Genomic DNA, 22,714 nt, shown 5'->3' with positions numbered 1-22,714 from the left:
CTCCTCGTGGTGGTGGGGTCAGGCAAGTTTTGTGGAACGGCGACGATGCGCAGCATCGGATGGCTGGGCGGTCATTACCACAGGCTCTCCAACAGCGCATCCAGCTTCGTGCCGGCATCCTCGCCAAGGTCGCCGACCTCGGAGGGATAGTTCTGCTTGAGCAGGACCGCCATCTCGGGGAGCTTCGCCCTATCGAAATCGACATCGCCGAGCCGGCTCGGCAAGTCCAGTGCGTCCACGGCTGCCTCAATGCGGCCAGCGAGGAATGCGGCGGGCGTGCGGCTGCCACGGTCCGTGGAGAAAATCTCAAGCTTTCGGCCATAGGCGTCGGCGCAGGCGCGGATGACGGGAGCCAGCGCAATGCACGACGTCACGCTGTGCGGTACTCCGAACGTCCCGCCGAGGATGTGCCCGATCCGATGGCTCAGGCCGTAGATGACCGAAGCAGGATAGAAATAACACTGCCACGCAGCGAGCTGAAGCTGCAGCAGGTCGTCGGTCGACACGTGGCCGCCCGCGATGGCCTCGCGCGTTTCGAGTTTGCGCGGCCACTTCTCCAGCACGGCAAGGAAGCGCTCCACGCCCCTGGCGGCGAGGATGGCGTGCGGGTGATCCACGTCGACCCGGCGCATGCCTTCCACCGCATGGTCGATCCCCTTGATGGCCGAACTCAGTAGCAGCATACGTGGCGTGTCGACAATCATCCGGGGATCGATCACCACCAGCCTGGGGGTCGTTTCGCGCACGGCATAACTGCGCTTGAACTTCTGGGGACCGACCGTTTCCGTCACGCCGAAGTAGTGGGAAAACTCCGAACCCGACAGGGTCGTCGGAATCGCGGCAATGGGCAGGTAGCGGCCGGTCTGCTGGAAATGCTGGTAGGAGACTGCCTTTGCGGCATCGAGTACAGAGCCGCCGCCGAGGGCGATGATCGATCCCGCATTGGCCTCGATGCATGCACGCAGTCCGTCGCGTACGGCGAAATCGGGCACATGCGGCGGCAGGCCGGTAAAGGTGCCCACGCCGTCGGCGATGGCAGGCCGCAGGTGCTCGCGGTTCAAGGCCTCAAGGAATTCCACGGTGAACGTCATCGGACGGCGGATGCCGTAGTTCCCCATGGAGGGGGCAACGGTTCTCAGCACGTCGTGTCCCCAGACAATCTCTTCCTGCGGCAAGCACTTCAACTGGTTCATTCCACTTCTCCACCATGTTTTCGTATGCGATCGGGGGCTCCGATCCCGAGTAGGAAGATAGGCGAATCGGGTTCGCGCGTGCGCGCGGGATTTGAGAACGGAGCGTTCAGGATTTTGGACGCCGCACATGCGCGAATGGGGCCTGTCGTTCGTTGTTTCCGGACGAAGCTTTCAAGTTTTGCCGTCTTCACAAGGCAGGGGACGTGTCTATGATCCTTTCCACCGTGGCGACCCCCACCACGAGAACGGAGACATGAAGATGGAGGCAATCCAGATGACCGAAGCGCTGATTCGCGGACGCCGCAGCAAGCGCGGCTTCCTTGACCAGCCGGTGCCGATCGAGACTGTCAGGGACATCCTGTCGGTCGCGAAATACGCGCCGAGTTCGAGCAACACGCAGCCCTGGCGCTGCTATGTGCTGACCGGAAAGGCGCGCGAGAAGATTGCGGGAGCCGCGGTCGAGGCGTATCGCGCCGATCCTGAGGGACTGGCGCCCGACTACCCGTTTTTTCCAAAGGAATTGCCGGCGCCATTCTCGTCGCGCTTCAATACGTTTCGTGGGATGCTGGGCGATGCGCAGGGCGTGCACAGGAGCGATATCGTCGGGCGCCGGCGCGACGTCGAACGGCAGTTCCGGTTCTTCGATGCGCCAGTGGGACTGATCTTCACCATGGACCGGCGCCTGGAATGGGCCAGCTTCATCTGCTACGGCTGCTTCCTTCAGAACATCATGCTGGCCGCGCGCGCACGGGGCCTGGACACCTGCCCGCAGCAGATCTGGTCGCTGCAATCGGCGGTGCTTCGTGAAGGCCTCGCCATTCCCGACGGGGAGATGATCGTGGCCGGAATGTCACTCGGCTATGCAGACAACAGTTTTCCGGAAAACAACATGGAGCTGCGCAAGCTGGAACTGGACGAGTTCGTCTCGTTCGTCGACCGGTGACACGCGGAACCGTCCAAGCCGCTCCCTGACCTGGAAAAGCGCGAAGAAGCCGATAGCCAGCGTTAGCGAGTCTCGGCAAATTGCGGAGAAGTCGAATCGTTAAGGCAGGCGCGCTTCACCGGCTGATGCGGATGCCCCGAGCCCTCAGCCGAAAAATAGAATACAGAGACGGAGGAGACATGATTAAAGTGCCCGCGAAGGTTTCTGCGGTGGTTGCGCTCGCTTGCTTGCTGGCCTCCAACGTCGAGGCAACCGAGAATGGTCAGACCAGTTACCCTGTTGGCGTCAATACCGTATTGAATGGAATTTTGCCACCGCCTGGTGAAACCCAGTTTTACAATTACACGCTCTACTACCATGCCGGAAAGTTCGCTGGCCCGCATGGAGAAAGTCTCCTGCCCGGGTTCCAGTTGAACGCGTTTATTGACGCCCCGCGTATCGTTCACACATGGGGCACTACATTCGGCCCCTTTACTCTGTCTAGTGGTGTAATCATCCCGCTCGTTCATATTCGGGCGGACACGCCAGGCGGCAGCGGCAAGCGCAATGGAATTGGAGACATCATCGTTGAGCCGCTGTACATCGGTTATTCAAATCCATCGCGATCATTCTTCGCCTACCTCACCACCGAAATTGCAGTGCCGAGCGGGTCCTACTCAGCGAACCGAGTGGCGAACACCGGCCGGAATGTATATGCGCTAACGCCGCAACTCAGCACGACATGGTTTCCCACGCCCGCAGTTGAAGTCTCTACCACCACGCTCGTAGAGATCAGTTCACGGAATTCAGCAACTCGATATCACTCTGGCGCGGTTGCCGCACTTGAGTATCTGCTTGGCTATTCGCTGAACAGCAAGTTCCAGCTCGGACTTCAGGGATATCTGCTGAAGCAGTTCACCGATGACAAAGTCAACGGCACGCCCGTCCCAGGGAATGGGTTTCGCGGGAAAGCGGTCGCAGTCGGGCCGCAACTACGATACATGTGGTCGCCGGCGGCCGGCATTGTGTTCAAGTATCAGCGCGAGTTCGAAGTGCAGAATCGGCCGCGAGGCAACAAGTTCTGGGTTGAACTGTGCTTCCCTCTTTGATCGACTGCCCGAACCGGCCGAGGTGGCGCACCGCGCATTGACGGTTGTGGCGCGAGCGGGCGCCGGCCACGGCAACGGCGGTCATTGGGGCGCCCGACCGTGGCACTGCGCACCCCCCTTGCAGTACCATGCGATGGCAGGCACACACCATTGGCCAACCCAACCGCTACCAAGGCAGCCAAATGCTGGATCTGAAAGACGTTTTTCACTTCGTGCAAGTGGTCGACCGCGGTGGCTTTACGTCTGCCGGCAACAGCCTGGGGCTGCCCAAGTCCACGTTAAGTCACAGGGTCAAGGAACTGGAGGCTTCGCTGGGGGTTCGCCTGATTAACCGGACCTCGCGCCAGTTTGCCTTGACCGACGTAGGCTCAGAGTTCTACCAGTACGCTGTCGCCTTGCTGCAGAGCGCCGACGTCGCGGAACAGGCGATGCGCCAGAGGCTCGCGGAACCCAGCGGGATTATCCGCGTGACGGTAGCGGTCGAGCTTGCGCAGTTTGCGCTGCGCCAGGTCCTGCCGACCTTCCTGAGCAGCCATCCCAAGGTCAGCATCGTGGAAATCGCCACGGACAGGCTCGTCGACGTTGTCGGCGAGGGCTTCGACCTGGCGCTGCGCGGACATACCTCGGCGCTGCAGGATTCCAACCTGGTCCAACGGCCCATTGTCAGGGCGCCATGGTACCTGTTTGCGGGTGCCGACTACCTCGAACGGATGCCACTCCTGGATGCACCGGAGCAACTTGCATCCCATGCCATCGTCTCGATGGTGCGCAAAGGGCCGCTGCAATGGCAACTGCGCGGGCCCGACGACAGGCTCGTCACCATCCCGGTCGAGCCACGCTTCCAGAGCAACAGCATGATGTCCCTGAAGGAGGCAGCCTGCGCCAACGTTGGCGTGGCAGCCCTGCCCGGGTATATCTGCCGGCCCGAGCTGCAGGCTGGCGTGCTGCGGCAAGTCCTGCCGGGCTGGATCGCCGCGGATGCGCGCATCTCCGCCCTCATGCCCTATCGGACCGGACTGCTTCCGGCGGTGCGGTCGCTGGTCGATTTCCTCGCCGCAGAGCTGCCCAAGGTCACCGCATTCGACGGCCGCTGACCCGGCACTACCTCCTCTGCCTCCAATGCCACGCGGGCCACGTCCCGTGTGTCCCGCCGGGCGTTCCATATTCATGGACGCTGCGTTCGGCGCCAGCCAGCTGCCAAGGCCGAGCCGATCCACTATCGTTTCCAACCAGGGATAAGCCAACCGCAACGTCACCCTGGAATGGATACATGAATCAGCTGAACTGCCTGCCACAAGACGCGATCTTCTCTGGCCACGACATACTTCCGACGGCTGTCGCGTCGCTCGACCAGCACGGCATCCGACGCCCATCCCGAACGACGGCCCCGCATTCCATGGGCTTGCGCAGCGCGCTGGATGCCCTTGCCACGCGGCAGATCACCGCGACGGCATTGACGGAGCAGGCGCTCGAACGCGCGGAAGCCAGCAAGCGGCTGCTCAATGCATTCTCGGCGATCGATTGGGACCGTGCCCTGAAGGCGGCCGCGGAAAGCGATCGCCGCTATGGCGAACGCCGGCCGCGGCCACTGGAAGGGCTGCCCATTGCGGTCAAGGATCTGATCGACACCAAGGGCATGGAGACCCGCTACGGTTCCGCAGCCTATCTCGGTCATGTGCCAGCCGCCGATGCGGAGATCGTGAAAACTCTGGTGGAGCGCGGCGCGATCATCATAGGCAAGACCACGACCCACGAATTCGCGTGGGGCGTGACAACCGCCAGCGCCAGGTTTGGCGATACCCTGAATCCGCTGGACCATACACGCATACCCGGGGGTTCCAGTGGTGGTGCCGCGGCGGCGATTGCGCACGGTGCCATCATGGCGGGCGTGGGCACGGATACCGGCGGCTCGGTCCGGATTCCCGCCGCACTGTGCGGCGTCGTCGGATACAAGCCCACGCTCGGCACGTTATCCACGCGCGGCGTGTTCCCCCTGGCGCCCACTTGCGACCACGTTGGCCTGCTCGGCGAGCAGGTCGACGACGTGCTGTTGCTCGCCGATGCCGTCGACATCAAGGTTCCCGAGAGCGATGCGTGGCTGTCCGCAAGGCTGGGCGTCATTCGTGACATTGCACCGGTTCCACTCAGTCCTGAGATTGCGGTGCCATTTGATGGCGCGATGAAGCGGCTGGCGCAAGTCTTTTCCTGCGTGAACGTCAGCACTTCCGGCCTGTTCGATGCGGTATTCGGTGCCTTCGCGAGCATCGTCCTGATCGAAGGCGGCATCGAGCATTTCCGCCGCAATGACTGGGACCGTATCTCGACGCACTACAACCCGGAAACCGTCGACCGGCTGAAACGCGCCGAAACCATGGACCTGCGCGCCTATGCAGCGGCCCAGCAGGCCAGGCGAGATTTCACGGCGAGGCTGCACAAGGTGATGTCGACGGTTGACTATCTCGTGCTGCCGACATGCCCGTGCACCGCACCGCATCTCGATGCCGGCACCGTCAGCATTGGCGCCTGGACCGGCACCGTCCGCGAGGCGCTGATGACCTATACGGCGCCGTTCAATGTCGCGGGATTTCCTGCCATCTCGATTCCCCTGGCGACCGGCGAACGCAGCCTTCCCGCGGCCTTGCAGATCGTCGCGAAGCCCGGCGACGACGGTGCGCTGCTGCAGATTGCACAGCAGATGGAGCTGATGCTGCGAACGGGCACCGCCCAAAATGAGTTGCTAGACGTCAACCCAACAACCAGGAGACAACGATGAACGATAGCGCCAAACCTGAGTCCCAGGAAGCCAGCAATGAGCCATGACAAACTGACGAATATGGCGGCTGGTGCCCGTGCCGCCATCGCGGACCCGGCGCGAATCTCTCTCGTGGGAAGTGACGCCAACCCGCGCTTCGAACTGTTCCACGCCGCCAGTTCGCTCTGCTCGCAGAAAGTGCGCACGGTACTGTTCGAGAAGCAGTTGCCGTACCGTTCGAACGATATGATGATCCTCGGTTCGATGGGGCCGGATGGCCTTGTTCCGGCCGAGCACTACCATCCGCCCTACGTCCGACTGCGGTTGCTTGCAGGCCGGGAAGTGGGGCGGGAATTTGTCAGCGGCTATAGCGGGCGCACTTCGGTGGAGACCGAAGGCTTTGATCCCTGCACGGTCCCGTTGCTTGTGGACTACGAGGCTGGCCGCGTCATTGCCGATTCCAAACGGATCTGCTGCTATCTCGATGCGGTATCGCGCGATCCCATTGATCTCGTGCCGGGGGATGCCGATGCGCGTGCCCGGGTGATGCACCAGGTGAACATCGTCGATCAGCTCCCGAACGGCACCTTGCTCTACGGCTTTCATCCCGATGCCGACCGGCGGCCTGAAGCGCTCAAGACAGCCATGGAAACGGTCTACGACTACAAGATCCAGGCACTCGAAGCCATGATTGACGCCAATGCCGACGATGCGGAGCTGGTTGCAGCCTATCGCGCGAAGATCGCGAAGGAGCGGGGTGGCAAGTCGGTCCGCCACGATGCGGCATTTCAGCGCGCCGCACGTCGGCACGTCGCGGGCCTCTTGGCGGACCTCGACCATGCGCTTGGTTCGTCGTCACCGTACCTCAGGGGGGAATCATTCTCGCTCGGCGATGTGCTGTGGGGTGTCAACCTGGTCCGGATGGCTTATCTGGGGCTTGCGTCGATGTGGGAAGGCCTGCCCAACGTCGTGCGATATGTGGATGCGCTGGCCAAGCGTCCGTCCCTGTGCAAGGAAGCGGTCCAGGCTACGGTCGATTCCATGCCGCCTTCGCACTATATGCATGGCATGGCCCGCTGCGGGGAGGCGGTGCCGGTGTAGTCCGCCAGCCCGATGGCACCGGCCAATGCCGGCGCCTGTGGCGGAAGGGGAATGCGCGGAGACTCTGAATCTCCGCCCATTTGCTTTCTCAGGCCGTCACGGGCCGGGTCCCGGCGGATGCGCGCCCTGGGGTATGATCGGAGGTCAAGATCACATCCAGATCCGATCCGTTGCCACCGCCGGCAATGATTCGCTTTCCCATGCATCGGCGTTGCGGCACTGCCCGGATACGTCTGCCAGGCTATGACGAAGTCACCGGCTCAGGACCCATCCAATGCTGCGCCGCTGCATGAGCAGATCTATGCACGGATTCGTGCCTCGATCCGGCAAGGGCAACTGAAACCCGGGCAGCGGGTGCCATCCTTGCGTGCGTTTGCGGGCGAGCTAGGCGTAGCGCGCGGGACCGTTCAGGTCGCCTATGAGCGGCTCCTGGGCGAAGGCTACCTGATCGCCAGAGGCCCCGCGGGGACGTTTGTTTCCGAGCAAATTGCGCCATCGCGCCCCCACCGCGTGGCCGCAGCGGCTGGATCCAGCCGCACGCCACCGAACCAGGAACTTACCGAGTTTTCTATCGAAACAGAGGGTGGAATCCCCGCGCCGTTGCAACTGGGGCTTCCCGCGCTGGATGAGTTCCCGCGGAAACTATGGACGAGGTTGATGGCGCGGCAAGTACGCAGCGCCGGCTCGCTGACCAGGCCGGCGTCAGCCGGATTTGGCCCGCTGCGAGAAGCGTTGGCCGCTTACCTGCAGCGCTCACGGGGCATCGACGCCCAGCCGCACCAGGTGTTCGTCGTGCCGGCCTATACGGCCAGCCTTGCGCTGATTGTGGATGCGCTCAGGCTGGCGGGCGAAAGCGCCTGGGTTGAGGATCCCAGCTACCCGCCGACAGCCCAGTCACTCAGGCGCCTGAACCTGCAGGTCCGGAATGTGCCAGTGGATGATCATGGCCTCGACGTCGATTTTGGGTGTCAGCATTTTCCAGAGGCGCGCCTGGCCGTAGTGACGCCATCGCACCAGAGCCCGACTGGCGTGGCACTGACACTGCAACGTCGCGTCGAACTGCTCGACTGGGCCGGTGAGCGGGGCGCATGGATCATCGAGGACGACTACGACGGCGAGTTTCGTTACCGCGGCCACCCGTTACCGGCCTTGAAGAGCCTGGATACATGCGACCGGGTGATCTATTGCGGCACGCTTAGCAAGGTGCTGTACCCGGGGCTACGGCTCGCTTACGTGGTCGTGCCACAGAGTCTGGTGCCGACAATGGATCTGGCCTGCAGGCGCACGGTGCATGGCGGCTGCCCTGAACTCTTGCAAGCCGTGGCGGCGGAGTTTATTGCGCAGGGGCACTTCGCCCGGCACATCAAACGCATGCGCACGCTTTACGCGCGACGACGTGCAATGCTGGCCGAGGCGCTGGCTCCATACAAAACGGACGGCTTCACTGTTTGCCTGCAGGATGGCGGCATGCACCTTCTGGTCGACGTCAGGGACGATCTTGACGATCTGGCGATGGCCCGTCGTGCGCGCGAGGCAGGATTCGCCGTCCATTCGCTGACCGCCTGGCGGCAGGGTGCGCCCGGGCGGCGTGGCTTGATGATGGGTTTTACCAATCTGCGCAGTCAGACTGAAGCCGATCGCCTGGTTGCCGAGCTGATGCGCGCGCTGAAAGCATAGACGATCGTCAGGGGACGCTTGACCGTTGATTCCGCGCGGCTCGCGTCCATCATTATCGAAGCCTGGGAAGGGGCGGTCCTGCGCAGCAAGGTCGAGCGCAATGGCGACGCCTGCCGACGCGCTACCAACCATCGGTCATACCGCCCCATGTCGATGGCCCAGTCGAAAACAATAAACATGTGCCTGTTGACTGAGTCATCGTCCATTTACATTGGGGCCTGCACAAGCCAGCACGCACCGGCACCATGACCAGGGACCTGATGCCCAGACATATTCAAGGAAACGCGCGCACGCGCCAATAGAGGAGTCTCACCATGTCTTCAGATCGCAGCCTCGATCAAGGCCTATCGCGACGTAACCTGTTGTTGGGCGGGGCGGCCACAGCCAGCGCGCTGGTGGCTTCCGGCTTGCCCGGACCTGCGGCGGCGGCACCGTCGGCAGAAAAGTCGACCACCGCAAAGGCAAGCGGCAAGGCTTCAGGCGGCTACATCACGGCAAAGGACGGCACCCAGCTCTATTTCAAGGACTGGGGCGCCGGTCGCCCCGTTGTATTCAGTCATGGCTGGCCACTGAGCTCGGACAGTTGGGAATCCCAGATGATGCTCGTTGCGTCGGAAGGGTATCGCGCCGTTGCACATGACCGTCGTGGCCACGGTCGTTCAAGCCAGCCATGGAATGGCAACGAGATGAACACTTATGCTGACGACCTGGCCATTGTGTTCGAAACCCTTGACCTGCGGGACGCCATCCTGGTGGGCTTCTCCACGGGTGGTGGCGAGGTGGCCCGGTACATCGGCCGGCACGGTGCGCGACGCGTTTCAAAGGTGGTGCTGGTTTCAGCCGTGCCGCCTTTGATGGTGAAGACCGCCGCCAATCCGCGCGGACTGCCAATCGAAGTATTCGACGGCCTGCGTGCCGCACAACTTGCCAATCGGTCGCAGTTCTACAAGGACGTGCCGGCGGGGCCGTTCTATGGCTTCAACCGTCCCGGTGCAAAGCCGTCGCAGGGGTTGATCGACGCATGGTGGGCGCAGGGCATGCAGGGTGGACACAAGAGTACGTACGACTCGATCAAGGCATTTTCTGAGACCGACTTCACCGAGGATCTCAGGAAGATCGATGTGCCGACCCTGATCATCCACGGCGACGACGATCAGATCGTGCCGATCGACGCCGCTGGACGCGCATCGGCAAAGCTCGTCAGGAATGCGAAGCTGATCGTCTACCCCGGTGCGCCGCATGGGCTCACAGACACCCACAAAGACAGATTCAACGCCGACCTGTTGGCATTCATCCGTAGTTGAAACGACGCCGCATCTGCCGGGCCCCACGAAGGCGCCGGCAGACTGGGCCCACCATAAGAGGTACTTCCCATGTGCAACCACAATAGCCCCTATGCAGATCCCGTTGATCCGGCTCTGCCGAAGTCCTGCATTACGCTGGACCTGTCCCGCACCGCGCTCGTCGTGATCGACCCGCAGATCGACTTCATGAGCCCCGAAGGCCGCAGCTGGGGCGTGGTGGGAGAAAGCGTGACGGAGCAGAACCTCGTGGCCAACCTGGTCCGTCTGTTCGAGGCAGCAAAACAGGCGGGCATCACGGTCGCCATCTCTCCCCACTATTACTTTCCCCATGATCACACATGGAAAGTGCAGGGCCCCGCCGAAATGTTCCAGCATGCCATCGGCATGTTCGACCGTCCGGGCGCGCTGAACCTGGACGGATTCCGTGACTCGGGCGCGGACTTCGTGCCGGAGCTCAAGCCGTATATCGAGGATGGCAAGACCATCATCTGCTCCACGCACAAGCTGTACGGCCCGCAGGCCAACGACCTTGTCCTTCAATTGCGCAAGCAGCGCGTCGACCAGGTGATCCTTGCGGGCATGGCCGCCAATCTGTGCGTCGAATCTCATCTGCGGGATCTGCTGGAGCAAGGTTTCGAAGTTGCTGTCGTGCGCGACGCCGTAGCAGGGCCGAAGCTACCTGAAGGGGACGGATATCACGCGGCACTGGTCAACTTCCGCTTCATCGCAAACGCGCTGTGGGATACCAACGAAACCGTGCAGCGGTTGGCAGTAAAGGTTGAAGCAGCCGCGTAGCGCCCTTCTTGCGCCAGGGGCGACAGCCCCTGGCGCGGCAATGGCAGGGTGCATCAATGTCTGGTTCAAAGAATGCATAGAGGCGACTCACATGCCCAAGATTCCTTCGCGCTACAGCTATTTCGCCTATGGTGTTATCCAGGCCGGCTTGACCTGCTCCATCGCTGCTGCCATCGCAAGCCTTCCATTTGCAGAAGAGGGCCGGTTCTTTCAGCACTGGCTAAGGTCCTGGAGCGTCTCCTGGCTGACCATGCTGCCGGTCGTCGTGTCGGCCACGCCCTTCATTCGCCGCCTGGTCGATCGCATGACAAACCACTCTTAGGTCATACCGTCCTTGTCGATGGCCTAGTTGAAAACGATAAACATGTGCCTGTTGACTGTGTCATCGCTCAACTACATTGAAGCCTGCACAACCAGCACGCATCGGCACCATGACCAAGAACCTGACGCTCAGACATGCGGAAACGGAGGCCGAGATCCGTGCCTGCTTCCCTGTCATGCGGCAACTGCGCCCCAGGCTGCAAATGCCGGAAGACTTCCTCGACGCCGTCATGCTGCAACGCGGACAAGGGTACCGGCTGCTCGCGCTCTGGGACGATGGCAAAGCTGTTGCGCTGGCCGGATATCGGCGTCTTGACAACCTCATCCACGGGCGCTTTCTGTACGTCGACGACCTGATCACCGATGCCGAAGGCCGGGGGCGGGGTCACGGCGAGCGTCTGCTGCAAGCGCTTTGCGAGCTTGGACGCACAGAAGGCTGCCAGCGACTTGTCCTGGATACCGCACTCGCGAAAGCGCTGGCCCAGCGCTTCTATTTCCGTTCCGGCCTGCTCGCCAAGGGCCTCCACTTCTGCATGGAGCTGCAATGAAGCTCCTCAACCTGCTGCTGCTGCTCGATTGCAGCCCGCGCCGTGACTATTCCACGAGCCGGCGCTCCGAGTCGAGCTGGCGCGGGGATGCCGCGTTCCCTAACATGGAATCGTTCCACCTTCCTCAGCACGGAGAAGCATCATGAAGATTGTCGTCATTGGCGGGACCGGCCTGATCGGCTCGAAGACCGTCGCCATTTTGCGCCAGGGCGGCCACGAGGTCGTGGCCGCCTCGCCCAGGAGCGGTGTCAACAGCATCACTGGCGAGGGGCTCCAGGAGGCCCTCGCCGGCACTCAGGTGGTGATCGACCTTGCCAATTCCCCGTCGTTTGAAGACAAGGCGGTGCTGGAGTTCTTCGAGACCTCCGGCCGCAACCTTCATGCGGCGGAGACCAAGGCGGGCGTTCAGCACCATGTCGCGCTGTCCATCGTCGGCACCGACCGGACGCCCGAGAACGGCTATTTCCGTGCCAAGGTCGCGCAAGAAAAACTGATAGAGGCCTCCAGCATCCCCTACACCATCATCCGCTCGACCCAGTTCATGGAATTCATCGGCGGCATCGCCGATTCCAGTGCGCAAGGAAATATCGTCAGCCTATCGCCTGGGCTGTTCCAGCCGATTGCGGCGGACGACGTTGCCGCAATCGTTGCCGATGTGGCGCTCGCGCCACCGCGAAACGGCATCGTCGAGATCGCCGGCCCGGAACGAGCCCCGTTCAACGAGATCGTCGCCCGCTATCTCAAGGCGGTTGGCGACCCGCGTGAAGTCGTGCGCGACCCCGAGGCCCGCTACTTCGGCGGCCGGGTCGAGGAACATTCGCTCGTGCCGTTGGGCGAGGCGCGCCTCGGGCGCATCGGCTTAGAGGAATGGCTGCGTCAATCGCAGCAACGATAGGCCGCAGGGCGCATGCCCACGCAAGCAGCACCGCGTTCGTCAGTATCACATTGAGCAGATCACCAGGAGCAAACATGACCCAACGTACGAATTACTTCCAGCAATCCCCGGAACTGTCCAAGAAGCTCATGGAGTTCGGCGCGCTGTTCCAGAAGACCACGATTGAAGTGCCCATTCGCGAGCTCGTCGAGATTCGCGCGTCGCAGCTCAATGGCTGCGCGTTCTGCGTCGACATGCATATCAAGATGGCGAAGATCCACGGCGAGCGCGAATTGCGCCTGCATCATGTGGCGATCTGGCGCGAGTCGACGCTGTTCTCGCCGCGCGAACGCGCCGCGCTGGCCTGGACCGAGGTGCTGACGAGGCTTCCCGCCGACGGCGTGCCCGACGATATCTATGAGGGCGTGCGCACCCAGTACAGCGAGAAGGAACTGTCGGACCTCACCTTCCTGGTGGGGGCGATCAATACCTGGAATCGCCTGAACGTGGCGTTCCGCATGGTGCCTGGTTCGTCGGACAAGGCGTTCGGGCTCGACAAGGCCAACCTGGAGTGATGCCATGAAGACGGTCACTTCCGTTGCGGCAGCCCTTGTGTTGTCGTGCCTGACGGTTGCAAAGCCGGCCGCCGCCGCGCCGGAGGCGAGTGTCACGCCCCTGGTCAAGGAAGCGTTGCCCGAATATCCGGGGAAGGAAGCCGAGATGATCATCGTGGAGTATCCGCCGGGCAGCGCCGATCCCGTGCATCGCCATGACGCCCACGCCTTCGTCTACGTGCTCGAGGGCAGCATCGTCATGGGCCTCAAGGGCGGAAAAGAGGTAACGCTCAAACCGGGCGATACCTTCCACGAAGGTCCCAACGATATCCACACCGTCGGACGCAATGCCAGCAAGACGCAGCCAGCAAAGTTTGTCGTGTTCCTGCTCAAGAAAAAGGGCGCGCCGATCCTGACGCCGGTGAAGTAGTCGTCGTCCCTTCAGGCACCGGCAATGCCGGTGCGCACTGTCCGGCACGGCAAGAGCGGCGCTGCCGCATGCTCTTGCCGTGCCGCTGTTTTCCGGGGTGGCGTGAAGGGTTGTGGGACGGAAATTGATACTACGTCGGTTTCTTGGCAATATCACCATGACAAAACCAGGTCCCGGGTAGCGATCTGGTCGGTGGTGAGGCGGTTGGCCGTGCTGCCCCTGCCGGCAGTTCGGACCTTGGATCCGCGAACTGCCGCACTGCCGCGAGACGCGCACCATGCACCTGGGAAAATCGTACACAATATCCGAGTTCACGTTCTGGTCGAGACGGCAACTTTATGCCTCGCTGGCATGCGGTTCGCTGCCCGTAGTCCTTTATCAGTTCTTCGGGCTGAAATGGCTGTCGATTCCGGTCGCGGTTGTGGTGCTGCTGGGCACCGCCACGTCATTCATCGTGGGTTTCCGGAATGTGCAGACCTACAGCAGGGCCCTGGAGGCACAGCAGATCTGGACTGAGATCCTGACCGGCAGCCGGTGTCTGGGTATGATGAGCCAGGACTTTCTGGCAGGGCAGGCGGCCGGGCGGGATCTGGTTCTCCGCCATTGCGCGTGGCTGACGGCGCTCCGCTACCAGCTGAGAACCCCAAGGATCTGGGAAAGCGCGGGCAAGGCATCCAACGTGGAATACCGGAAGTACTACCGGGTTCCAGAGTGGGAGACGCCATTGCACGAGGCGCTTGCGCGGTATCTGCCACAGGCCGAACTCGACTCGCTTGCGCACGCCGAGAGCAAGACAAGCCGGTTGCTGGGAACGCAGTCGGCGACGATCAGGCGGCTCCTTGACGCTGGCGAGATCGGCAATGCCTTCTATCTGGAGTTGGTGGGATCGATCAGAGGCTTCTTCGCGCAGCAAGGACGGGCGGAGCGTATCAAGGACTATCCGTATCCCAGGCAATATGCGGTCGTCAACAAGCTCTTTGTCCGTACGTTTTGTCTGCTACTGCCTTTTGGCATTATTACGGAATTCGAAAAGCTCAATGCCAGCGTTTCAGGCGTCATGCATGGCAACATGATCTGGCTGGTCATTCCATTCAGCACGATGATCTCCTGGATGTACCTCGCGCTGGAGCAAGTGGGCGAAAGCACGGAGAACCCGTTCGAAGGAAACGCCAATGATGTGCCCATGGCACAGATCTGCCGGAAGATCGAACACGAACTCATGGACATGCTGGGCGAGAAGTGCGATATCCCCGCGCCGACGGCCGAGCACGGTATTGTCCTCTGACCACTCAAGTTTATCGCTTTAGTCGGGCGTTCTGTCATGACTGCGGGACGTGCGTCGCGTGTAGGTATCCACGCCCGTGGTGTAGTGCGAGCGCATGAAGTACACCGCCGCGAATCCCAGGAAGGAGAGGGTGGCGAGCACGCGCAACTCCGACTTCGGCAGGATCTTGCCAACCACCGGGGCCATCAGCACGGTGAAGACGGGCGAGCTGAACCAGTCCAGGTTCTTGCCCTTGTCGAGCATGATCTGCAGCGACGCAACCCAGGTGACCAGCGATGCCAGGCCTACCATGTCGATCGACAGCTTGCGCGTCGGCGTTTTTCGGTCGCGGTAGATCGCCCAGGTCACGGCAGCGGCGAACAGGCCGCGGCGAGCAGCGTGGTCAGGTTGGGCGCCACGCCGCATCGCCAGGACGACAGCACGAACAGCAGGATGGCGCCGACGAACAGGCGGACCTGTCCGATCCGCTGCGTGAGCCAGCCGGTCAGCGGGATCGCGACAGCATTGGCCGCGGCGAACAGCGTGATCACCCAGGTGCCTTCGTCGATCGAGACACCGAGGTTGCCGGCGATCGTCGCAAGAATTCTTGCAATGACGGGCTTATCCCAGTGTTGTCACCGGTAGTGGCGCGAGTTAATGCCCTGGCGGTTCCAGACAGCCGTCATGCCTTAGGGCGATATGTCCGCAATACCTCGTTATCCCGAGGATTGTCAATTTTCTGGCATTCCCCACGCCTCCGCTTGCCTACCATCATCGCATCGAGCGGGATCAATGGCGGATGGAGATAAGGATGAAGGTTCTTTCAGGAATGCAGGCGGACGCAGTGCACGAATTGAATGGCGACGCGTTGGCGTCCGGCGAGCAGGTAGTCGCGGACGGCGACATCGAGTTGACCTACCGGGGGATTACGCTTCGATTGATGCCATTGCTGTTCATCTGCTGCGTACTAAACCATATCGACCGTATCAACATCGGATATGCGCAACTGCAGATGAGGTCCGAACTGGGCTTTTCTGCCGCAGTGTATGGCATCGGGGCCAGCATGTTCTATGTGGGCTACCTGCTGTTCGAGATACCGAGCAATCTTGTCATGCAGAGGATTGGTGCCCGCAAGACCCTCTTGCGAATCATGTTGCTCTGGGGCTTGGCGTCGACCGCAACGCTGCTTGTCAGAACCCCGATGGAGTTCTATATCGTCCGCTTCCTGCTCGGCGTCTTCGAAGCAGGATTCTTTCCCGGCGTCGTGCTCTACCTTACGTTCTGGTACCCACCAGAGCGACGCGCCAGGATCATCGCCATGCTCATGGCAGCCGGAGTTGCCGCGGGCATGATCGCAGGTCCGCTGTCAGGATGGATCATCCAGAACCTCAACAGCCTGTGGGGCCTGAAGGGATGGCAATGGATGTTTGTGCTGCAGGGCCTCCCGGCTTCCTTGCTAGGCATTATTGCCTACTTCTACCTGACAGATCAGCCGGAGCAGGCCACGTGGCTGAGTGAAAGGCAACGCCAATTGGTTGCTTCGCATACGGCCCTTGTGCCACATCAAACGCCGGCATCTGGAGGCGGCGGGATCCGCGGCATATGGCGACTGCCGTCGTTCTTCGCGCTTGGATACCTGTACTTCGCGATTAGCTGTGGCGCCTACACGCTCAGCTTCTGGCTACCAGAGATGATTCATGGCTGGGGATTCTCGAACGTACAGGAAGTCGGTTTCTACTCGCTCATTCCGTACTCCATCGGCATGCTGGCCATGTTTTGGGTCGCGCGTCGGTCGGATGCGCGCCGCAGTCACAGGCAGAGCTTTGTCATCGCCACTTGCGTTGCAGCGCTCGGACTTGCTGCGACAGCTTGTACAACAGGCAGCCTGTGGATGTCGATGACCCTTGTTTCGGCAGCGACCGCTGGTGTTGTATCGGCGTTCCCGGTCTTCTGGGCAATTGCGACCAGCGTCTTGCCGAAGAACGTGGCCGCTGTAGGGATAGCCGCAATAACGACCCTTTCGGGCCTGGCCGGAGTGCTTTGCCCAGCTTCGATGGGCTTGCTGAAGACAGCAACAGGAAGCACTTCAATTGGATTGTATGTCCTTGCGGCGCTGCTGGTCTCAGCCGGCGTAGTCATGTCGCGGCTTCATGGCGTGGATCGCGCTTTGCCTTCGACCGCCCCTAGTCGTCGAACGACATGAGAACGTCCATGGAAACGATCTCGACGTGCCCGTAGCGCAAGGCAACGGCACCTTGCGCAGCCATCGCCTTGAGTTCAAGAGCAAGTGTCTGGCGCGAAATGCCAAGCATCATGGCGAGCGTATCCTGGGAAACAGGGATTTTCGCCCGATGCTCGGCAGCCAGAGTTGCGTCACCACGAGCAAGACGCATCAAACGACGGGCGATCCTTGTACGAGTGGAATGGAGCGTCGCGTCTTCGAGCATCTGATAGAGCAGGCTCGTGTGCTGGCACAGCAGTACGGCGATGGCTCTCGCAAACACGGCGTTCTGCATAAATGCATTGAACGCTTCAGGGCTGAGCTTCAGGACAAGAGCGGCCTCGACCGCGGTAACGTCAAAAGCGCTTGGCCACCCGGTAATGGTGGACATTTGTCCGAACCAGTTGCCTTGCTCGAGGATGACGAGGATGCCTTCCTTGCCGTCACTGCGGACGCTTGACGCCTTCAAGCGTCCGTCAACGATACCGAAGAAGCCGGCCGGCGGATCGCCGCGCCGGAACAATGACTCGCCAACGGCGAGTCGTACCTGGGTACTGTTTCCCACCAGGTTTTGTCGCTCGGCCATGGGCAGCGATTGAAACCACGGGTTTCCGGACATTTTCTCAATGAGGGGCGCGTTGAGATCCATGGTGGGGCAGTCGAAAGCGCTTAATGAATCCTGCAATTGCAAGACATCTTACAGACTGGCGAGACGGTCCGCTCGTAGCATGCGAGCACGCTGCACCGCAGTAGCGGTTTGATTGAAGCCAGGACGGTCTGCGGTTCGAGTTCACGGCCAGCCCTGCAATGACCCTTCACCGTGGAGTGACATCATCATGCGTATGCAAATCGGGACATTCCTTGCCCGCAGACTCAAGGAGGCGGGTGTACGTCACGTTTTTGGCGTGCCTGGCGACTTTAACCTGTCGTTCCTCGAGCAGATCCATGATGCCCGTGGTATCGAGTTCGTCGGAAACTGCAATGAGTTGAATGCCGCCTACGCTGCGGACGGGTATGCCCGTACTTCGGGCCTTGCGGCGTTTGTCACCACCTTTGGGGTCGGAGATCTCGCCGCCATCGGAGGCATCGCGGGAGCGTACGCCGAGAACGTGCCGGTCGTACATATCACGGGCGCGCCGCCGCTCCACGCAGTCAACAGTGGTGCGCTCGTCCACCATACGCTGGTGGACGGCGATTACGAGAACATCGGCCGCTGCATGTCCGAGTTCACCGTTGCCCAAGCGCGTATCACGCCTGCCAACGCCGCATACGAGATCGATCGGGTATTGCGATCCTGCTGGCTGGAGCGCCGGCCCGTACACCTGCAGTTACCGTCGGATGTCACCCACATCGTCGTTGAAGTGCCGGACGCGCCACTCTTGCTTGCCGACCCTGCGAGCGATCCGCGGCAACTCCGCGTCGCGGTTCAGCGCATTGTCGAAGCGCTCGACGCCGCCCGCGCTCCCGTGTTGCTTGTCGACGCAGACGCGGATCGTTTTGGCGTGACGGACCTTATCGTCAAGATCGCGGAAAAGTGTGCCATCCCATGCGCATCGCTCATGCCGGCGAAGGGCGCAATCGATGAAACTTGCAGCCACTATATCGGCAGCTACGCCGGTGCCGCGAGCGCCGCATCAGTGCGCCACGTCGTCGAGAACACGGACTGCCTGATCGGCGTGGGCCTGCGCTTCACCGACTCGAGCACGGCGCTATTCTCACAGCGAATCAATATGGAGTCCTTTATCGATCTGCGCCGGCACGATCTGAGTATCGGTACGACCCAGATGCCGGGCGTCACGCTACGGGACGTACTCGCCGGAGTTCACGAGAGTGCGAAGTCCAATTCCCGACCGCTCGCGGGTGAGTTGTCTGCCCCTGCGAACCTCACCGATCCGGCGCCGGTATCCGACGATGCCCCCCTGACGCACGCCACACTCTGGCCTCGCGTCCGCCGGTTCCTGCAGCCCGGTGATGTGATCGTGGGCGAAGCCGGCACTGCGCATGCGGGGCTTGTTTCGATGAGCTTGCCGGCGGGCGCAAGTTACATTGCGGCGCCAACGTGGGGCGCTGTCGGCTTTTCGTTGCCGGCGCTGTTCGGCTCGCATGTGGGTGCGTCGTCGCGGCGGCACCTGCTTTTCATCGGCGACGGCTCGTTCCAGTTCACTGCCCAGGAACTGTCTTCGATACTGCGCCGAGGCTTGAAGCCGGTAATCTTCCTGCTGAACAACGGCGGATACACGATAGAGCGGATGATCCTGGGAGAGAACTCCGCATATAACGATGTCGACAACTGGCGGTATACGGACCTGGCCCGTGCCTTCGACCGGCACGACAGGTCGCTATCGATCGAGGTGCGCACGGTAGGCGAGCTGGACGTGGCGCTCGGCCGCGCCGAATCCGCGGACTGTCTTGTTTTTGTCGAACTGAACCTGCCGAAGATGGACGCGCCCGCGCTATTGAAGCAGTTTGCCTGCCACCTGGCCAACTTCGACTATGGCGAGTGCGGTCCGAGGAATTCTGCGCCTGACCTTACACAAGGAGCAAAGGCACCCGCTCACCGCGCGCATGGCGAAAGGGTTGGAGCGTGACACTCGCCATCAGCCAACGGGAGACACCATGAAGGGCATTGCCAACCAGAACGAAGTCCTTGCCATCGAAACGCAAGGCATGCCGGCGGACCTGCCTCACAGTACATACGAGATGATCTGCCGTGGCGCGGCCATCAATCCGTCGGCGCCAGCGCTCTCATACTTTCCTTGCGCCGACGCATTTCGCGATATCGAGTGCTGGAGTTATGGGGAACTGATCCGGGACATCACGCGGACGGCAAACATGTTCGGCAGGATCGGTGCAGGGCCGCGTTCAGTGATCGGGTATGTTCTCCCCAACTTGCCCGAAACGCATTTGGTGATCTGGGGTGGCCAAGCAGCGGGTATCGTTTGCGCTATCAGTCCGCTTCTCGAAGGCGAGGCGATCGCCGAGTTGCTCGGCGCAGCCGGTGCCAGCGTCCTTGTGACGCTGGCACCTTTCCCCGGGGCCGACCTTTGGCAAAAAGTGCAGCCCGTTCTGCACAAGATCCCGTCCTTGCGGCATCTTGTGCTCGTGAATATGGCTGATCGCGTGCCAGGCCCACGGCGTTTCGCCGACCGAATGGCGGCGGAGGATGGCGCGCTGGGTCGCGCGGTCCCGGCGCACCTCCAGTTGCACGACTTCGGTACCACCATCGCGCGTGAATCGGGAACCAGGCTTGACAGCGCTCGCCGTTTCAACGCCGGCGACTCGTCGTCTTACTTCTGTACGGGCGGTACCACTGGTATGCCGAAGATTGCCATGCGATGTCATGGTAATGAAGTCGCCAACGCCTGGAGCGCGGGCCAGTTTTTCGGGGAAAGCATCGGTCCTGGCAAGACGATCTTTTGTGGCCTTCCGCTTTTCCATGTCAATGCCGTCATGGCGACTGGCTTACTGCCTTTCTCCAGAGGTGCTCACGTCATACTCGGAACGCCTCATGGTTTTCGCGGTGAAGGTGTGGTCCAGCGATTCTGGGAGATCGTAGCGCACCATCGCGTCAACTTCTTCGGCGCGGTGCCAACGCTCTATGCTTCGCTTCTGGACGTCCCCGTCAACGCGCACGATATCAGTTCACTTGAATATGGCCTGTGTGGCGCTGCGCCGATGCCAGCCGAAGTTTTCCGCACTTTTCAGGAACGAACGGGAATCCGGATCCTTGAGGGCTATGGTCTGACAGAGGGGACGTGCGTAAGCGCAGTCAATCCTCCGAACGGCGACCGCAGGCTCGGCTCGATCGGCCTGCGCGTCCCGGGTCAGGAAATGAAAGCGGTTGTTGTCGATGATGCCGGCCGGTACGTGCGTGACTGTTCCATCGGTGAAGTGGGGCTGCTGGTCATCTCGGGAGCGAACGTGTTCGGCGGCTACTTGCGTGACGAACAGAGCGAGAAGCTCTGGCTCGAACTGGGCGACGGCAGGCGCTGGCTCAACACCGGAGACCTGGGTCGTTGCGATACCGACGGCTATTTCTGGCTTGTCGGACGCATGAAGGACCTGATCATTCGAGGTGGCCACAATATTGATCCCACTGCAATCGAGGAGCCACTTCATCGCCATCCGTCGGTCCAGATCGCCGCCGCCGTGGGTCGCCCCGACGTGTACGCGGGCGAGTTGCCAGTGGCATATGTGCAGCTCACACCTGGCTCCACGGCGACTGAGTCCGAGCTCGCCGAGTTCATCCGCGCCGAAATCGGTGAGCGTGCCGCGTTGCCCAAGCGAATCAGGATCGTCGACAGGATTCCGCTCACGGGTGTCGGCAAGATCTTCAAGCCGGAACTGAGGCGGCGCGAGGCCGCTGACGTGGCGCGCTTGGCGCTTGCCGAAGCCGGGATCGATTGTGAGGAAGTCATGGCGACCACAGCCGCGCCGGGCGGAATCCGGATTTCTGTCGAACTCCACGCTTCCAATCTCAAGCAAGCTGCTGCAGTGCTTGGGCGTTACCCGTTCGAAATCGGCATCTCGGTTGCACCGGACGGTACAACATCTACAACTGGCGAGGAGCGATAATGACCCGTTGGAGACTTTTCTTTTTGTTGTCGGCCTTGGTGGCGCTGGTAGCGGCGTTGTCATACACATTGGCACCCGACCCGCTGCAAGCGTTACAGGATACGGTACGCGCAACTGCACGAGTATCGTTTGTTCTGTTTCTGGTCGTGTTCACGGCGTCTTCGCTGGCGAAACTTGTGTCATCGGCTCTGACGCGAGCGTTGGTGCGTGAGCGACGCTATCTCGGGCTGTCATTCGCCTTCGCTCATTTTCTGCATGCGTTAGCAATCCTCGTCTACAGCAGCACGGCGCCCGAAGCCTTCTGGTTGGGGCGCTCGCCTGCGAGCAACGTCCCTGGCACGATCGGCTATGTAGCTATTCTATTGTTGACGATCACGTCGTTCGAAACTCCGATGCGCCTTGTCGGCCCGGACAACTGGAAGAGATTGCATCTCACTGGTGTCTGGGTCATCGCGATCATATTCGCAGGCTCCTTCCTGACTCGCTTCCCGCAACATGCCGGCTATGCGGTGCCCGGTATGATAATGCTGGCTGCAATGCTTCTGCGTGTCGCAGTACAGTTCGGGAACGCTCGCGGGAAGGGCGCGGCAGTATTCACGTCCGACCATCGCGGACGTTCTAGGGATTCTGGCCGTATGTCGGAGCCTGACGTCCGAACGGTAAGGGACCGGTAGCCATACGTGTTCCTGCGCTAAGGCATCGAGCGTGGCGCGGCCTGTGTTGTCCCAATGAAGCTTAACCAGACGGCAACGCTGACCGAAACGTCCTGTGGCCATCGCGCCGGTTGGCCGCCAGCCGCGAGACGGCGTCCCCTCACAAGCGCTTCAGGGGCCGGAACGGTAAATAACCGCAGCCGAAGCTGCGGTTATCCTTCATTCCCCAGTATGACCAACCGCCATCAGGACTGCCCTCGTAGCGGCCGCGCCAGACATTCGCCTCAGTCCGAGGGGAAATGCTCCGCAGCAGTCCGATCAAGCTGCAGCTTGATCAAGAGGATTCGCAATTCTCTCTAGCCTTTGTCATCCGAAGGCCTTCACCAGCCGCCGCTGCCCAGTGGGTTCCGACCGGGACGGG

General features: G+C 61.5%; 21 protein-coding genes and 1 pseudogene. 19 read left to right on the top strand and 3 right to left on the bottom strand.

All coding sequences use genetic code 11. The annotated features are described in order from the left end of the window. Nucleotides 1–74 precede the first annotated feature (74 nt). On the bottom strand, nucleotides 75–1,193 hold the full coding sequence (locus I6H87_RS25920; protein ID WP_011617225.1) for an iron-containing alcohol dehydrogenase: 1,119 nt from the start codon (nucleotides 1,191–1,193) through the stop codon (nucleotides 75–77). A gap of 259 nt (nucleotides 1,194–1,452) precedes the next feature. On the opposite strand from I6H87_RS25920, the gene I6H87_RS25915 reads away from it, so the two are divergent. The 15 genes from I6H87_RS25915 (at nucleotide 1,453) to I6H87_RS25845 (ending at nucleotide 14,865) form a co-directional block, all read left to right on the top strand. Continuing rightward, nucleotides 1,453–2,136, top strand: coding sequence for a nitroreductase (locus I6H87_RS25915; RefSeq protein WP_011617224.1), 684 nt, complete (start codon nucleotides 1,453–1,455; stop codon nucleotides 2,134–2,136). A 179-nt stretch (nucleotides 2,137–2,315) separates the two neighbouring features. Further along, complete coding sequence (locus tag I6H87_RS25910; RefSeq protein ID WP_011617223.1) at nucleotides 2,316–3,224, top strand: SphA family protein; 909 nt, start codon at nucleotides 2,316–2,318, stop codon at nucleotides 3,222–3,224. A gap of 182 nt (nucleotides 3,225–3,406) precedes the next feature. Then, nucleotides 3,407–4,318 (top strand): LysR substrate-binding domain-containing protein, encoded by a 912-nt coding sequence (locus I6H87_RS25905; protein WP_011617222.1) that lies wholly within the window; start codon nucleotides 3,407–3,409, stop codon nucleotides 4,316–4,318. Nucleotides 4,319–4,620: 302 nt separating this feature from the next. Further along, a complete protein-coding gene (locus I6H87_RS25900; protein ID WP_011617221.1) occupies nucleotides 4,621–5,997 on the top strand; it encodes an amidase in 1,377 nt (458 codons plus the stop codon). A gap of 36 nt (nucleotides 5,998–6,033) precedes the next feature. Then, entirely contained in the window at nucleotides 6,034–7,077 is a 1,044-nt protein-coding gene (locus tag I6H87_RS25895; protein WP_011617220.1) for a glutathione S-transferase family protein, read from the top strand. 243 nt (nucleotides 7,078–7,320) lie between these two features. Then, on the top strand, nucleotides 7,321–8,754 hold the full coding sequence (gene pdxR, locus I6H87_RS25890; RefSeq protein ID WP_011617219.1) for a MocR-like pyridoxine biosynthesis transcription factor PdxR: 1,434 nt from the start codon (nucleotides 7,321–7,323) through the stop codon (nucleotides 8,752–8,754). Between the two features lie 314 nt (nucleotides 8,755–9,068). Further along, the gene (locus tag I6H87_RS25885; protein ID WP_011617218.1) at nucleotides 9,069–10,058 is read left to right on the top strand and encodes an alpha/beta fold hydrolase; all 990 of its coding nucleotides are present in this window, start codon (nucleotides 9,069–9,071) and stop codon (nucleotides 10,056–10,058) included. A gap of 69 nt (nucleotides 10,059–10,127) precedes the next feature. After that, entirely contained in the window at nucleotides 10,128–10,853 is a 726-nt protein-coding gene (locus I6H87_RS25880) for a cysteine hydrolase family protein (RefSeq protein WP_011617217.1), read from the top strand. 91 nt (nucleotides 10,854–10,944) lie between these two features. Further along, complete coding sequence (locus I6H87_RS25875) at nucleotides 10,945–11,175, top strand: DUF2798 domain-containing protein (protein WP_011617216.1); 231 nt, start codon at nucleotides 10,945–10,947, stop codon at nucleotides 11,173–11,175. 109 nt (nucleotides 11,176–11,284) lie between these two features. Next, on the top strand, nucleotides 11,285–11,722 hold the full coding sequence (locus I6H87_RS25870; protein WP_011617215.1) for a GNAT family N-acetyltransferase: 438 nt from the start codon (nucleotides 11,285–11,287) through the stop codon (nucleotides 11,720–11,722). Beyond that, nucleotides 11,719–11,868: a hypothetical protein gene (locus I6H87_RS25865; RefSeq protein ID WP_155737069.1), complete on the top strand. Its 150-nt coding sequence runs from the start codon at nucleotides 11,719–11,721 to the stop codon at nucleotides 11,866–11,868. Before I6H87_RS25870 ends, I6H87_RS25865 begins: the two co-directional genes overlap by 4 nt. Continuing rightward, the gene (locus tag I6H87_RS25860; protein WP_011617214.1) at nucleotides 11,865–12,617 is read left to right on the top strand and encodes an SDR family oxidoreductase; all 753 of its coding nucleotides are present in this window, start codon (nucleotides 11,865–11,867) and stop codon (nucleotides 12,615–12,617) included. Before I6H87_RS25865 ends, I6H87_RS25860 begins: the two co-directional genes overlap by 4 nt. A gap of 74 nt (nucleotides 12,618–12,691) precedes the next feature. Further along, entirely contained in the window at nucleotides 12,692–13,171 is a 480-nt protein-coding gene (locus I6H87_RS25855; protein ID WP_011617213.1) for a carboxymuconolactone decarboxylase family protein, read from the top strand. 4 nt (nucleotides 13,172–13,175) lie between these two features. Then, nucleotides 13,176–13,580, top strand: coding sequence for a cupin domain-containing protein (locus I6H87_RS25850; RefSeq protein ID WP_011617212.1), 405 nt, complete (start codon nucleotides 13,176–13,178; stop codon nucleotides 13,578–13,580). A gap of 277 nt (nucleotides 13,581–13,857) precedes the next feature. After that, nucleotides 13,858–14,865, top strand: a complete 1,008-nt coding sequence (locus I6H87_RS25845; RefSeq protein WP_011617211.1) for a bestrophin family protein — start codon at nucleotides 13,858–13,860, stop codon at nucleotides 14,863–14,865. 57 nt (nucleotides 14,866–14,922) lie between these two features. Here the strand turns inward: I6H87_RS25845 and I6H87_RS25840 are convergent. Next, nucleotides 14,923–15,470, bottom strand: a pseudogene (locus tag I6H87_RS25840) (MFS transporter); the annotation flags it as partial. Nucleotides 15,471–15,655: 185 nt separating this feature from the next. On the opposite strand from I6H87_RS25840, the gene I6H87_RS25835 reads away from it, so the two are divergent. After that, nucleotides 15,656–17,047 carry an MFS transporter gene (locus tag I6H87_RS25835; RefSeq protein ID WP_011617209.1) on the top strand — a complete coding sequence of 464 codons (1,392 nt, stop codon included), beginning with the start codon at nucleotides 15,656–15,658 and terminating at the stop codon, nucleotides 17,045–17,047. On the opposite strand, the gene I6H87_RS25830 is transcribed toward I6H87_RS25835, so the two are convergent. Continuing rightward, the gene (locus I6H87_RS25830) at nucleotides 17,028–17,714 is read right to left on the bottom strand and encodes a Crp/Fnr family transcriptional regulator (RefSeq protein WP_011617208.1); all 687 of its coding nucleotides are present in this window, start codon (nucleotides 17,712–17,714) and stop codon (nucleotides 17,028–17,030) included. The genes I6H87_RS25835 and I6H87_RS25830 overlap by 20 nt on opposite strands. 187 nt (nucleotides 17,715–17,901) lie before the next feature. On the opposite strand from I6H87_RS25830, the gene I6H87_RS25825 reads away from it, so the two are divergent. From I6H87_RS25825 to I6H87_RS25815, 3 genes are read left to right on the top strand one after another with little or no spacing between them, the layout of a single operon-like run. Then, nucleotides 17,902–19,653: an alpha-keto acid decarboxylase family protein gene (locus I6H87_RS25825; RefSeq protein WP_011617207.1), complete on the top strand. Its 1,752-nt coding sequence runs from the start codon at nucleotides 17,902–17,904 to the stop codon at nucleotides 19,651–19,653. A 28-nt stretch (nucleotides 19,654–19,681) separates the two neighbouring features. Further along, nucleotides 19,682–21,640 (top strand): acyl-CoA synthetase, encoded by a 1,959-nt coding sequence (locus I6H87_RS25820; protein WP_011617206.1) that lies wholly within the window; start codon nucleotides 19,682–19,684, stop codon nucleotides 21,638–21,640. Then, nucleotides 21,640–22,314: a ferric reductase-like transmembrane domain-containing protein gene (locus I6H87_RS25815; protein ID WP_011617205.1), complete on the top strand. Its 675-nt coding sequence runs from the start codon at nucleotides 21,640–21,642 to the stop codon at nucleotides 22,312–22,314. Before I6H87_RS25820 ends, I6H87_RS25815 begins: the two co-directional genes overlap by 1 nt. Nucleotides 22,315–22,714 lie beyond the last annotated feature (400 nt).

The organism is Cupriavidus necator (assembly GCF_016127575.1).
Taxonomy (GTDB): domain Bacteria; phylum Pseudomonadota; class Gammaproteobacteria; order Burkholderiales; family Burkholderiaceae; genus Cupriavidus; species Cupriavidus necator_D.
Note: the sequence above shows the minus strand (reverse complement) of the source record. Positions and strands in the feature narration are given on the sequence as shown.

Excerpts from the sequence above, each read along its gene's own strand:
- I6H87_RS25875 (WP_011617216.1), top strand. The coding sequence starts at position 10,945 with ATGCCCAAGATTCCTTCGCGCTACAGCTATTTCGCCTATGGTGTTATC.
- I6H87_RS25825 (WP_011617207.1), top strand. The coding sequence starts at position 17,902 with ATGCGTATGCAAATCGGGACATTCCTTGCCCGCAGACTCAAGGAGGCG.
- I6H87_RS25870 (WP_011617215.1), top strand. The coding sequence starts at position 11,285 with ATGACCAAGAACCTGACGCTCAGACATGCGGAAACGGAGGCCGAGATC.
- I6H87_RS25910 (WP_011617223.1), top strand. The coding sequence starts at position 2,316 with ATGATTAAAGTGCCCGCGAAGGTTTCTGCGGTGGTTGCGCTCGCTTGC.
- I6H87_RS25860 (WP_011617214.1), top strand. The coding sequence starts at position 11,865 with ATGAAGATTGTCGTCATTGGCGGGACCGGCCTGATCGGCTCGAAGACC.
- I6H87_RS25905 (WP_011617222.1), top strand. The coding sequence starts at position 3,407 with ATGCTGGATCTGAAAGACGTTTTTCACTTCGTGCAAGTGGTCGACCGC.
- pdxR (WP_011617219.1), top strand. The coding sequence starts at position 7,321 with ATGACGAAGTCACCGGCTCAGGACCCATCCAATGCTGCGCCGCTGCAT.
- I6H87_RS25815 (WP_011617205.1), top strand. The coding sequence starts at position 21,640 with ATGACCCGTTGGAGACTTTTCTTTTTGTTGTCGGCCTTGGTGGCGCTG.
- I6H87_RS25865 (WP_155737069.1), top strand. The coding sequence starts at position 11,719 with ATGAAGCTCCTCAACCTGCTGCTGCTGCTCGATTGCAGCCCGCGCCGT.
- I6H87_RS25820 (WP_011617206.1), top strand. The coding sequence starts at position 19,682 with ATGAAGGGCATTGCCAACCAGAACGAAGTCCTTGCCATCGAAACGCAA.
- I6H87_RS25830 (WP_011617208.1), bottom strand. The coding sequence starts at position 17,714 with ATGGATCTCAACGCGCCCCTCATTGAGAAAATGTCCGGAAACCCGTGG.
- I6H87_RS25900 (WP_011617221.1), top strand. The coding sequence starts at position 4,621 with ATGGGCTTGCGCAGCGCGCTGGATGCCCTTGCCACGCGGCAGATCACC.
- I6H87_RS25895 (WP_011617220.1), top strand. The coding sequence starts at position 6,034 with ATGAGCCATGACAAACTGACGAATATGGCGGCTGGTGCCCGTGCCGCC.
- I6H87_RS25885 (WP_011617218.1), top strand. The coding sequence starts at position 9,069 with ATGTCTTCAGATCGCAGCCTCGATCAAGGCCTATCGCGACGTAACCTG.
- I6H87_RS25845 (WP_011617211.1), top strand. The coding sequence starts at position 13,858 with ATGCACCTGGGAAAATCGTACACAATATCCGAGTTCACGTTCTGGTCG.
- I6H87_RS25915 (WP_011617224.1), top strand. The coding sequence starts at position 1,453 with ATGGAGGCAATCCAGATGACCGAAGCGCTGATTCGCGGACGCCGCAGC.
- I6H87_RS25850 (WP_011617212.1), top strand. The coding sequence starts at position 13,176 with ATGAAGACGGTCACTTCCGTTGCGGCAGCCCTTGTGTTGTCGTGCCTG.
- I6H87_RS25920 (WP_011617225.1), bottom strand. The coding sequence starts at position 1,193 with ATGAACCAGTTGAAGTGCTTGCCGCAGGAAGAGATTGTCTGGGGACAC.
- I6H87_RS25835 (WP_011617209.1), top strand. The coding sequence starts at position 15,656 with ATGAAGGTTCTTTCAGGAATGCAGGCGGACGCAGTGCACGAATTGAAT.
- I6H87_RS25855 (WP_011617213.1), top strand. The coding sequence starts at position 12,692 with ATGACCCAACGTACGAATTACTTCCAGCAATCCCCGGAACTGTCCAAG.
- I6H87_RS25880 (WP_011617217.1), top strand. The coding sequence starts at position 10,128 with ATGTGCAACCACAATAGCCCCTATGCAGATCCCGTTGATCCGGCTCTG.